The 11,771-nt window shown below is 70.2% G+C and carries 10 protein-coding genes; 7 read left to right on the forward strand and 3 right to left on the reverse strand.

The features are described 5' to 3' along the window. Positions 1 to 43 precede the first annotated feature (43 nt). On the reverse strand, positions 44 to 1,258 hold the full coding sequence (locus tag ABFX50_RS12250) for an O-antigen ligase family protein (RefSeq protein WP_346145948.1): 1,215 nt from the start codon (positions 1,256 to 1,258) through the stop codon (positions 44 to 46). A 149-nt stretch (positions 1,259 to 1,407) separates the two neighbouring features. On the opposite strand from ABFX50_RS12250, the gene ABFX50_RS12255 reads away from it, so the two are divergent. After that, the gene (locus tag ABFX50_RS12255; RefSeq protein ID WP_346145950.1) at positions 1,408 to 2,316 is read left to right on the forward strand and encodes a sulfotransferase; all 909 of its coding nucleotides are present in this window, start codon (positions 1,408 to 1,410) and stop codon (positions 2,314 to 2,316) included. A 51-nt stretch (positions 2,317 to 2,367) separates the two neighbouring features. Here ABFX50_RS12255 and ABFX50_RS12260 read toward each other — a convergent pair whose 3' ends face one another. Beyond that, a complete protein-coding gene (locus ABFX50_RS12260; protein WP_346145952.1) occupies positions 2,368 to 3,243 on the reverse strand; it encodes a phosphotransferase in 876 nt (291 codons plus the stop codon). Beyond that, the gene (locus ABFX50_RS12265) at positions 3,240 to 4,325 is read right to left on the reverse strand and encodes a DUF1972 domain-containing protein (RefSeq protein ID WP_346145954.1); all 1,086 of its coding nucleotides are present in this window, start codon (positions 4,323 to 4,325) and stop codon (positions 3,240 to 3,242) included. The genes ABFX50_RS12260 and ABFX50_RS12265 overlap by 4 nt, the downstream gene beginning before the upstream one ends. Before the next feature lie 94 nt (positions 4,326 to 4,419). Here ABFX50_RS12265 and ABFX50_RS12270 point away from each other — a divergent pair, with 94 nt between their 5' ends. From ABFX50_RS12270 to ABFX50_RS12295, 6 genes are all read left to right on the forward strand, one after another. Next, positions 4,420 to 5,529 (forward strand): glycosyltransferase family 4 protein, encoded by a 1,110-nt coding sequence (locus tag ABFX50_RS12270; protein WP_346145956.1) that lies wholly within the window; start codon positions 4,420 to 4,422, stop codon positions 5,527 to 5,529. Between the two features lie 62 nt (positions 5,530 to 5,591). Next, positions 5,592 to 6,602 (forward strand): GumC domain-containing protein, encoded by a 1,011-nt coding sequence (locus tag ABFX50_RS12275; protein ID WP_346145958.1) that lies wholly within the window; start codon positions 5,592 to 5,594, stop codon positions 6,600 to 6,602. Positions 6,603 to 6,604: 2 nt separating this feature from the next. After that, positions 6,605 to 7,894: an MATE family efflux transporter gene (locus ABFX50_RS12280; RefSeq protein WP_346145959.1), complete on the forward strand. Its 1,290-nt coding sequence runs from the start codon at positions 6,605 to 6,607 to the stop codon at positions 7,892 to 7,894. Next, entirely contained in the window at positions 7,884 to 8,972 is a 1,089-nt protein-coding gene (locus tag ABFX50_RS12285; RefSeq protein WP_346145961.1) for a hypothetical protein, read from the forward strand. Before ABFX50_RS12280 ends, ABFX50_RS12285 begins: the two co-directional genes overlap by 11 nt. Before the next feature lie 57 nt (positions 8,973 to 9,029). Beyond that, positions 9,030 to 10,664, forward strand: coding sequence for a PQQ-binding-like beta-propeller repeat protein (locus tag ABFX50_RS12290; RefSeq protein ID WP_346145963.1), 1,635 nt, complete (start codon positions 9,030 to 9,032; stop codon positions 10,662 to 10,664). Between the two features lie 221 nt (positions 10,665 to 10,885). Continuing rightward, on the forward strand, positions 10,886 to 11,728 hold the full coding sequence (locus ABFX50_RS12295) for an FkbM family methyltransferase (protein ID WP_346145965.1): 843 nt from the start codon (positions 10,886 to 10,888) through the stop codon (positions 11,726 to 11,728). Positions 11,729 to 11,771 lie beyond the last annotated feature (43 nt).

The raw sequence follows: 11,771 nt of genomic DNA on the forward strand, positions 1-11,771 counted from the left end.
GTCGCAGCGCGGCCATGCGGTCCTTCTATGGCGGCTGCGAGATCTAGCCCCTCGCGATCACTTGAGTCCGATCGTCACCATGACGCTTCTCCAGCCCCACTGGTTTACCGGCGATCACACAAGTCCACGCGATGATCAGGAACAGCCAGATGGAGGCCACGTTGGCGCTCGCCGCCATCATCTCGGCGGTCAGCGCGTCCACGAGCAGGAAGGCCATGAGCCCGAGCAGCAGCGCCGCCTCCGCGCGCACTTCCTTGACCCGGGTCAGCGACAGCTGGACGACCATGACGGCGAAGCACAGCCCCGCGAACGCCACCACACCCACGATCCCGCCCTCGACCAGGATGTTGACGAACGCGTTGTGCCCGCCGCCGAGCCCGATCTCTTCGAGGAAGAGGCCACGGGCCGAGGAGATCCCGTTGCCGAAGAGCGGCTGCTTCATGGCGGCGTCCAGCGCCAGTGTCCACAGGTCGGTACGGGAGTTCAGCGACTCCAGCTGCTCGGCGGACTCCCCTCTCGTGGCGAACGCGATGATCTCGTCGGGAAAGGCGAGCACGGCCAGCGCGCCGACGGGAATCGCGAACAGCAGCATCTCCGCCCTGCCCCGCGGGCCTCGGGAGCACAGCAGCAGCACGGCCAGGCCCACCACGCACCCCGCCGCCGCGCCACGAGTGCCTGTCGCGATCAGCGCCGCCCCTGTCACACCCACAGCGATCAGGTAGAAGCCCTTGCGCCAGCGCCGAGGAGGCCCTCCTGGCAGCAGGAAGGCGACGGCCAGCAGCAGCGCGATCCCGAGGAAGATCCCGGCCGTCACGGGATGGACGTACAGCCAGTTGAAGCGGTCCTGGGTGTTCGGCGTCCGCTGCAGAGGCATCGCCACGCCGATCCCCACCGAGACCACGACCAGGCCGATGAAGGCGTGGGCGAGCCTGTGCAGGTCCTCCCTGGTCGCCCTGGTGGCGACGACCTGGCAGACACTGGCTGTCACCAGGAGTTGAGCCGCGCGGACGACCGCGAACTGCGGATAGGGCGTCCACATCACGGACATGGCCACGTAGAGCGCGAAGATCCACGCCAGCACGAGGGCGATCGAAGCCGTGCGACGCGGCGACCTGATGCCGAACCTGCGGTAGAGATAGACCGCGACGAGGCCGTAGACGCCGATCTCGACGAGGATCTGGGTGTCCACCCCACCGCTGATCGCCTCGCCGATCCCCCTGGACCTGAGCTTGTACTCGCTCGCCAGGATGAGCGCCATCGGCGCGAGCGTCGGCCACCAGGCCGGACGCGATCGACGGTGACGCGCTGTCTCCACCTGGCACCCCGTTTTGGACCGTTCGATCGCGCTGCGTGTGTCAGCATACGACGGTAACGCCGGCGGCGAAATGTAGGGAGAGGGCCTGTTTTATGGGGATGCGAGATCTGCTGCCCGAACCGTTAATCGAGGCGGGACGCGCCGGGTTCCGCCTGTACGGCATGGCCACCGCCGGCCTCCGGCCAGACCCCGACTTCCTGCTGATCGGGGCGAAACGCGGCGGTTCGACTTCTTTCTACTATGCGCTGCTCGAACATCCTCGCGTCGTTCCGCTCTTTCCCGCGGCAGGTCTGATTCCCAAGTCGAATCACACCAAGGGCGTGCATTTCTTCGACTCGAATTACGGTCGCGGGTTGCGGTGGTACCGCTCGCACCTGCCCAGCCGACTCACCCGCGCGAGGGCCGCCCGCAAATCAGGCGGGCCCGTCGTCACAGGTGAGGGCTCGCCCTACTACCTTCACCACCCGCTGGCCGCCGAGCGGGCGGCGAAGGATCTGCCTGACGCGCGCATCCTCCTCATCCTGCGTGATCCCGTCGAGCGGACCTTCTCCCACTACCGGGAGCGGGTCCGCAGCGCGACCGAGCCGCTCGACTTCGAGGCGGCGCTCGAGGCCGAGAAGCAGAGGACCGAGGGCGAGGAGGAGCGTCTCGTCACGGACCCCGCCTACTCCAGCTACGCGCACGAGCACCAGTCCTACGTCGCGCAGAGCGAGTACGCCCGCTGCCTGCGCCGCTGGTTCGAGCGGTTCCCCCTCTCCCGGTTCCACATCCTGACCAGCGAGGAGTTCTACCAGGACCCGCAGAAGGCCTGCGACGGCGCCGCGGCCTTCCTCGGCCTGCCCTCCGCCCCTCTCCCCTCGGCTGGACGGGTGTGGAACCCCGCCCCCAAGTCGGACATGCCAGATCAGGTGCGGGCCAGGCTGGCCGAGCACTTCGCTCCGCACAACGCCGAACTGGAACGGATGCTGGGCAGGACGTTCCCCGACTGGACCGCTCCCTGAGACCTCCGCCGCGCGAGCGGGCGCGGGCGGGCGAGGCCGGGCGCGGGCGCGCTAGCCGCCGAGCCTGTCGAGCGCCGTCAGCAGGCGGTCGGTGAGCCCTCTGTCGTCGGCCTGGCGGGCGATCACCACGGCCCGCCAGTAGTCGGCGGCCTCCAGGTGATCCGTCGGTGTGACCGCTCCGCCGAAGACCGCGGCCCTGGTGGCCAGGTAGTAGACCTCGTCGGCACCGGGCGGACCATGGCCCGCGTCCTCCCAGTCGATCAGCCACGGCACCGGGCCCCTGGTCATCCGCAGGTTCCACGGGGTCAGGTCGCCGTGCATCGGCTCCCAGTGGGCGGCGACCCCCTCGGGACGCGGCAGCCCGGCCAGCAGGCTGGTGATCTGGGCCGCCACCTCGGCCGCGGGAACGTTCCTCGCGGGCCTGCAGGGGATCGGTTCCATCGGCGACATGACCAGCCAGGCCATGCCGTCCGCCGAGCCCGTGCCCATGAGCTCCGGCACGCGGAACCCCGGCCTTCGGCCTCCCGCCAGCATCTGGAGGACCTCGGCCTCGCGCTCGACCTCACGTGCCCGCGCGCGTGCCTTGAGGAAGCCCACCGGCCGACCCGACCTGAGCAGCAGGAGCGCCGCGCCCTCGCGGGAGGCCTGGGGCCGGTGGTAGACCGCGTAGCCGTCGAAGGGGCCGATCGCCTCCTCCGCGCTCTTGAGCACCGGCAGCCATGGCTCGGCGTCCCACCGCTCGCGGCGGCCGGGAAGGATCCACGGTCCCGCCAGGCGGGCGCCGGCGTGCAGGATCCGCTGCGCGGTCAGCGGCATCGGTCTGGAGAAGGTCAGCAGTGACAGGCCGGCGGCGCAGGACCGCGCGTCGTCCACCGGGATCCAGACGTTGCCGCGGCCTGGTGGATAGCGGACGAACCTTCCGCTCACGCGCCCGCCTCGAGGTCATGGCAGAGCCGCTCGTAGCGCGCCGCGACGTCGTCCCATGTGTAGTGCGTCCTGGCACGTTCCCTTCCGCTGTCGCCCCGCTCGCGAGCGTGGGACGGCGACGCCTCGGCCTCCTCCACCGCCGCCGCCAGGTCGTCGGGGCCGGCGAAGAAGACGCCGCTGTCACCGAGGACCTCATGGTTGAAGACCACGTCGAACGCCACGACGGGGGCGCCCGCGCCCATGGCGCGCAGGAGCGAAGGGTTGGTGCCGCCGACCGAGTGCCCGTGCAGATAGCTGGCGCATCCGGCGTACAGGGCGTCGAGCAGGTCCTGGTCCCAGACCCCGCCGACCAGCCTGACCCGCTCGTCCTTCTCGGCGAGCGCCGAGATGCGCCTGCTGTACTCCTCGGCGTAGGGCGCCGATCCCACGACCACCAGGGGCAGCTTGGCCGAACTCCTTGTGTAGCCTTCGACGATCAGATCGACGTGGTTCTCTGGCTCGAACCTCGCCACCACCAGGTGGAAGCCGCCGACCTGGTATCCCTCGCGGGCTAACAGCCCGGCGTCGCAGTCGTCCTGGATGGGCGCGCCGTACGGGATCATGACGCTCGGCGCGCCGTAGCGGTCCCTGTAGTAGTGCTGGATGGCCACCGCGTCGGCGATGATCTGGCGCGACCAGCGCACGGCCAGCCGCTCGGCCGCGAGGTAGTAGCGCCTGCCTGTACCGTTCCATTTCGCACGCTTCCACTCCAGGCCGTCCACATGTGTGGCGACCGGGATGCGCGCCAGCTTGATGAGAGGGAGCAGGGGCGCGTTCGCCGCGTTGAAGACCAGCGCCACGTCGGTCCGCCTGAACAGCAGGTGCGCGACGGACAGGGTGGTGTGGCTGAGGGTCTCCAGCGCCTTGTGCCGTACGGCGGGCAGATGGACCAGCCGCATGCCCTTGTACTCACCCTGCGGGCTCTCCGCCCCCCGGCAGTACACCCGCACCTCATGACCTGCGGCGACCAGACGTGAGCCGATCTCCTCGATCGCGGTCTCGAACCCGCCGTACCGCGCGGGCACACCTCGGGTGCCAATCATGGCAATACGCATTGTTCCCCTTCATAAGCCATCGAGGATGACAAAATAGGCGTGCCAGCCTAAACACTAATCAAAGGCCGGGGACATCAAGAGTATGAAACGCGTGGTGCTGGCTCATCCGTCGCCGGATCTGTACGGCTCGGACCGCATGCTGCTGGAATCCGTCCGGGCGCTCACAGGGCACGCGGAGGTCGTCGTCACGGTGCCCGCCGAGGGCCCGCTGTGCGACCGGCTCCGCGACGCGGGGGCCGAGGTGGTCGTGCTCGACGTTCCGGTCCTGCGCAAGGCCTATCTGTCCCCGGCAGGGCTGATCAGGCTGGCGGCGCTCCTGGCCACGAGGATGCCCGCGATGGTCACCTTCCTGCGAAGGAGAAGGCCCGACGTCCTGTACGTCAACACCCTCACCCTTCCCTGGTGGGCAGCGGCGGGCAGGCTCGCGGGGCTGGCCCGCGTCGTCTGCCACGTCCATGAGGCGGAGGACCAGCTGCCGTCCCCCATGAGGCGGGCGCTGAGCCTGCCCACGCGGCTGGCCCACGTCACCATCGCCAACAGCGCGAGCTGCCACGCGCGGATCGTGGCCGACGGAGCGCCGCGTGCCCGCACGGTCACCGTTCACAACGCCGTCGCCCCGCCCGTGCCCACCCCGCTCGCCAGGGCACCGCGCGGCGCGCTGGTCATGGTCGGCAGGCTGTCACCGCGCAAGGGCAGCGACGTCGCCGTGCGCGCCGCGGCTCTCCTGGCCCGGCGCGGTCGTGAGGTGTCGCTCGTGGTCGTGGGGGACGTCTTTCCCGGCTACGAATGGTTCGAGCGCGAACTGCGCGCGCAGGCGGGTCCGAACGTCACCTTCGCCGGGTTCAGCGACTGCGTCGACCAGCACCTCGCCGAGGCCGACATCGTGCTCGTGCCCTCGCACGGCGAGTCCTTCGGCCTGGTGGCGGTCGAGGGCATGATGGCGGGCCGCCCGGTGGTGGCCTGCGACGTCCAGGGACTCAACGAGATCATCACGCACGGGGAGACAGGGCTGCTCGTGCCGCCGAAGGACGAGGCCGCCCTGGCGGACGCGATCGAAACCCTGCTGAATGACTGGGCGCTGGCTCAGACAATAGCGACGAAAGGCCAGTCTGAGGCATTATCCCGGTACAGCCTCGCTCGATATCAGGAGGAGGTCAGAACGGCCATTTTCGGTAACTTGCCTCGTGGTTAGAATCGCCCCTAGGCCGCTTCATTACGTGAAGATGGACGAGGGCGGGGAGAGCGGGCTTCGTGGTGACAGAGAGAAGCAACGAGGACCGCGAGGTCGGGCTCCTCGAAGCCTTATGGCGGTACAAGTGGTCTTCGCTCCTGCTCATCGTGCTGGCGGGGTTGGCCGGGGGGCTGGCCACCGTCTACGTCTTCACCAGCGTCGAGGCGACCGCGAAGTTCGCCGTGACCGACCCTCGCAGCACCACCTTCCTCCGCCAGGGCGTCTCCTCCGACAGCAGTTACATCGCCTACACCAGCCAGCGCGCCGCCTTCACCGAATCAGCCGGTGTCCTCGACAAGGCCAGGCAGCTGCTCGCGGCCGAGCAGGCCATGCAGATCGGGCTGGAGGACCTCAGGAAGGCCGTGGAGGCCAAGCCCGGCACCAACGGTGGCATCGTCGAGGTCACCGTCACCGCGAAGACCGACCGGTCCGCCGCCCAGATCGCCAACGCCGTGGTGGCCGCCTACCAGATGCTCACCGAGGCCGACGCCCAGCGCGAGCAGCAGAAGCTGCTCAAGAGCGTCCGCAGCACCCGCGCCAGGATCGAGGCCGAGCTCAAGCGCGCCCCCGCCAGGAGCACGACCGCCGTCACCCTGGGCGAGGCTCTCGTCCAGCTCCAGCTCAAGGAGGGCGACGCGGCCATCGACCTGGCGCAGTACGGCTCCGGAGTGCGCTTCGTCGACCAGGCCAACCCGCTCAGGGTCACGCCCAGCCAGGCGCCGAAGAACGCCGGCATCGGGCTCGCGGTGGGCCTGCTTCTCGCCATCGTGATCGCCTTCCTGCGGGCCACCAATCCGATCGCGACCGCGCAGCGGGTGACCACGGGGACCGGCCAGCGCCAGCGCACCTCGAAGACACCCCCCACCGCCACTCCGCCCCCTGCCCCCACCCCCTCCTCGGACGAAGAGCAGGAGGACGACGTCACCGCGGTCTACGACAGGGACAAGCTGCTCGGCTACGTCGCCAGGAACAAACCGGGCGAGAACGGCGTGTCCGTCGACGCGGGGACCGGCTCCTCCAGCAGTCAGCACTGACCGTGGCGTCCCCGCGCGCGGCGATGGCCCGCGTTCGCAGACTCGCCGCCTCCGCGGGTGGCTCGGTGGCCTCCCAGGCCGTGACCGCGCTCGGCAGCCTCGTCCTGCAACTGGTCGCGGTCCGTTTCATCGGGCCCGTCGCCCTCGGCGCCTTCGCGCTGCTGTCGGCGATCCTGGTGACCGCGACGACCGTCTACACCTCGTGGGTGGGCGACTCGCTCAACGTCCTGGACCGTTTCGATCCGGCGCTTCGCTCCTCCCTCGTCGCCTCCGCGCTGTTCTTCGCGACGGCCGGCTCGGCCGCCGGGGTGGCGCTCGCCCTCGTCCTGCGGCTCACGGGCCCCGCGGGCGTGGCGCTCTTCGCCGTGCTCATCACGCTGTGGCTGGCCCAGGAGACCTTCAGACGCGTGCTGCACGCCAGGCTCGAGTTCGGCGCGCTGCTGGCCAACGACCTGACGTACGTGATCACCACGCTGGTCTTCCTCGGCGGCCTTCGCCTGGTCACGGGCGGGTTCGACCTGGACGGCATTCTCCTGGCCATGTGCGTGGGGTGCCTGGCCGCGCTCACCGTCACCCTCCGTCGGCTTCCGCGACAGGAGTACGCGCTCGTGCGTCCCCGCCTGGCCGGCATGCGGGAGCTCAGCGCGTTCGCCGCCTGGCGCTCGGCCCAGTCGAGCCTGCGCCCCCTGGCCCTGCTGGTGACCCGCGTCGCCATCGACACCTTCGCCTCCAGGACGGTTCTCGCGGTCGTCGAGGCGGCCAGGCTGCTGATGACTCCCGCGCTCACTCTGATCTCCGGAGCGGGCGGTTACCTGCTTCCCACGTTCGTCAGGCAACGCGACGCCGGGATCCCGATGCGCCCCCGTAACGCGCTCGTGGGCTCGCTCGTCCTGGCGGGGGTCTCCTGCGCGTGCGGAGTGGCGGCGATCGCCACGCTCGGCTTCTTCGGTCCGCTGATCACCGGTGGCGCGTTCGCCCTCGACGCCGTCAGCGTGGGGGGCTGGGCCGTCTACGCCGTGAGCTTCTCCGCCACCCTCCCGTTGGCCTCGATGGCGACCGCGTACAAGCAGTCACGGCTGGTGTTCCTGGTGCGTGGGGCCGAAACGGCGGTCGGCCTCGCGGCGGTCCTCATCCTGCTCGTCCTGCGCCCAGATCTGGCGGTGTTTGCCCCGTATTGCATTGGTCTCGGAGGTATGGTCTCGGGCTTGCTTCTATGGTGGCGACTGCGCATCATCCGCGACAGGGTGCGCGCACGTCACACCGATCCCGAAAGAGGGACCCATGCGATCTAGCCTGCCTGCGAGGTCGGCGTTAGCGGCAGTCGTCGTGGCGGCACTCACCTCCGCCCCCGCGGCCGCCGAGAGCCGCCTCGACCCTTCGCCCACCGCCACCGCCGCGCCGTGGACCAAGGAGTTCGCCTACGCCGACGACCGCATCACCGAATCGAGTGGCCTGTACGCCAGCCGCCTTCACGACGGCGTCGTCTGGACCCACAACGACGGCGCGGGGCCGCCCACGCTGTACGCGGTAGGGCGCGACGGCAGGACCAGGGCGGCGATCTCCATCAAGGGAGCCGAGGCGGTCGACACCGAGGCCATGGGCGGCGCGGTGGACGTCCGCGGCAACTCCATGCTGTACCTGGCCGACATCGGCGACAACGAGGGGAGCAGGAGCGGCGGCGTCACCGTGCTCGCCGTCCCCGAGCCGACGGTCCTCGCCGACGGCGAGGTGAGCGCCCAGCGCTACCAGCTGGTCTATCCCGATGGCGCGCACGACGCGGAGAGCATCCTGGTCCACCCGCAGACCGGGAACCTCTACCTCATCACCAAGGGCCCCTCGGGCGGTGCGATCTACGGCGCGCCGTCCGCGCTGGTGCCCGATGTGAACAACCGGCTGGAACACCTCGGCCCCCTCCCGCACGTGGTCTCCGACGGGGCGCTCAACGCCGACGGCCTGATGTTCATCCGCGGCTACAACAAGATCCGGGTGTTCGCCGACATCACCGGCAAGCTGCTCGAGACGATTCCCGCCCCGCAGCAGCCGCAGGGCGAGTCTCTGGCGATCAGCGCGGACGGCAGGTCCCTGCTCGCCGGCAGCGAGGGCAAGGGCAGCTCCGTCTTCTCCCTGCCCCTGCCGGAGAGCCTGGTCGCGACGCCCGCCAACACCCCGGGGCCCATGACGAGCGCCCCCGCGGCTCAGGAGAGCGAGCCCGGCGGGTCCGACCTGCCCCTCGCGTGGCTCGCCGGCGCGGGAGCGCTCCTGCTCCTGCTGGTCGGCGCGGGGGCGGCGAGCAGCGCGGTCCGCAGGCGACGGGAGCGGCATTCACCCTCCGCCGACGTCATTGCGCTTCCATCACAACGGGACAGATGAATAGCTGGCCACCGCTTTCCTCGCATAATTAACGGCAACATGCCGCGTGGGGGAATCATGCACATCCGAACATTCCTCGGGGCTCTCTTACTCGCCGCACCTGTCGTTCTGGTTTCGGCCTCGCCCGCCCGCGCGGCGGATTACTCCACCCAGCCGAAGAACAACTGGCTGCCCAACGCGAGAGTGTCCGCCATCGCGCACACCGGGGACCGGGTCGTGATCGCCGGCGATTTCACCAGCCTGCGCAACCCCGTGACCGGCGAATCCGTCGCCCGCGGCCGCATCGCGATGCTCGACGCGGCCACCGGCGACCTCGTCAGGTCGTGGGCTCCCGCGGCGAACGGATCGGTCAGGGCGCTGGCGGTGGGCGGCGGCAGGGTCTTCGCGGGCGGCGACTTCACGACGGTGGCGGGCCAGAGCCGCGCCCGCCTCGTGGCGCTCGACCAGGCCTCGGGCGCGGTGATCGGGGGCTGGAACCCCGCCGCCAACGGCTCGGTGCGCGCGCTGGCCGTCATCGGCTCCACGCTCTACGCGGGCGGGCAGTTCACCTCCGTCGCCGGTCAGGCCCGCACCCGCCTGGCCGCCATCGACACAACCGGCGGCGCTCTGCGCGCAGGCTGGGTCTCGGCGGCCAATGCCACCGTCTACACGCTCGCCGCCCGTCCTGACGGCGGGGCGCTCCTGGTGGGCGGGTTGTTCACCACTCTCGGCGGCACCACGCGCAACTACCTGGGCAGCCTCGACGCCGCGTCAGGGGCCGTGACCGGCTGGCAGCCGCCGCCGGGTTGCATGGTCCCGAGCAACCAGTGCATCGTCACCGACCTGGCTGTCGAGGGCGACAGCGCCTACGCCTCCATCGCAGGCCCAGGGGGCAGGCTCGCCGCCTACCACCTCGGCACAGGCGCCCGCCGCTGGGAGCGGCTCGCCGACGGGGACGTGGAGTCCGTGGCCGTCCGTGACGGCCGGGTCTACGCGGGGGGCCACTTCTGCCCTGACTTCTCCGGCTTCACGCGATGCGACTTCGCGGCCGTGGACGCCGCCACCGGCGCCGTCGATCCCGACTTCGCGCCCACGGCCAACGGGCAGATATTCGCCCTGGACGCGGGCCCTGACGCGCTGCGCGCGGGCGGCGCGTACTCCCAGCTCAACGGCCAGTCGAGGCCCTACTACACCGAGTTCCCCCTGCGCCCGCCCAGCCCGGACATCCCGCTGATCGCCCAGGGGTCGACGTGGCGCTACGACGACAGCGGCGCCGACCTGGGCACCGCCTGGTCGCAGCCGGCGCACGACGACTCGGCGTGGCCGTCGGGCCCGGCCCAACTGGGCTTCGGCGACGGCGACGAGCGCCGCGTCCTGACCGCGGGACGGACCACCTACTACTTCCGTCACACCTTCACGGTGCCCGACCCCGGCGCGCTGCAGGCGGTCACGCTGAGCGTCCTGCGCGACGACGGGGCGGTCGTCCACCTCAACGGACGGGAGGTGATGAGAAGCAACATGCCTGCCGGGACCATCACCTCCGCCACCCTGGCGCCCAGCACCGTCTCGGGCGACGCGGAGAACGTCTGGCAGACCTTGTCGATCGCGCCGGCGCTGCTGTCGGCGGGTCAGAACACGCTGGCCGTGGAGGTGCACCAGGCCCAGGTCGCCTCCAGCGACGTGAGCTTCGATCTGAGGCTCACCGCACGCTGAAAATGTCCACTTCTGGACATTTGACAATGCATTTCGTGGTGTATCGTTTTATCGTTATTCGCGCCGAGCCGAGAGAAGTCATGCCCTCATCGCTCCCCCTTTCCCTGCGCATCCGCGTCAGGGCCCGAATAGCCCTGTCGCGATCCCTGCGCATAATTCCGGGAAGCGCCACACTCCGTGCCAGAAACGCCTTCGCACGGTCACACGGAACCAGCAGAGCGGTGCTCGGGCAGGTCGTCAGAGTTCTTCGCCACCGGCCGCTCGACTTTCTCACCGACTTCTCGCTGCCGGACAATCCAGAGATCCGGCTGGTCTCCGTCGAGTCGCGGCTGGTCCGCCTGCTCTTCTGGTACGGCGAGCGCGGCTACGAGGGCATGGAGACCGAGTGCTGGCGGCGGTTGTGCGGCGGCGCGAGCAGCGTCCTCGAACTCGGCGCCAACATCGGCTACTACACCGTGCAGGGCGCGAGTGCGGCGCGTCCGGCCGCCTACGTGGCCGTCGAGGCCAACCCGGAGTCGGCCGCGATCGTCGAGCGCAACGTGGCGGCCAACTCCCTCGACAACGTCAAGGTCGTGCAGGCCGCCGTGGTCGACGACGACGCCCCTGACTCGCTCGAACTGGCCCTCCCCGACCAGGAGCAGTACGTGGCGCCCACCGGGGCCTACCTGGCACAGGGCGGCGAGGGGATCACCGACAGGCCCGCCTCCCGCACGATCAGCGTGCCCACGGTCAGGATCACCGACCTGATCGGCGGCGTCGACCTGCTCAAGCTCGACATCGAGGGCTACGAGGCGAAGGTCCTGAGGGCCGCGTGGCCGCAGATCCTCGCAGGGCGCCCCACGATCGTGCTCGAGGTGCTCAGGAACGTTCCCGACCTGCGCTGGCTGCTCGTCGAGCTGCGCGCCCACGACTGGGAGGTGTGGGCGATCGGGGAGGACGCCCTGCACCCCGTCACCGACGAGCAACTCGCCGCCGAGGCGCCCCTTCCCCGGTACGGCTCACGCGACGTCGTGCTGATCCCCGCCGAGCGCGCCGCCGAACTCGTGGGCCGCCTCAGCTCCTGAGGCCGGCCACGCCACCTGCGCCGCCTCAACCCTTGAGGTCCGG

Source organism: Nonomuraea recticatena (assembly GCF_039533245.1).
Classification (GTDB): domain Bacteria; phylum Actinomycetota; class Actinomycetes; order Streptosporangiales; family Streptosporangiaceae; genus Nonomuraea; species Nonomuraea roseola.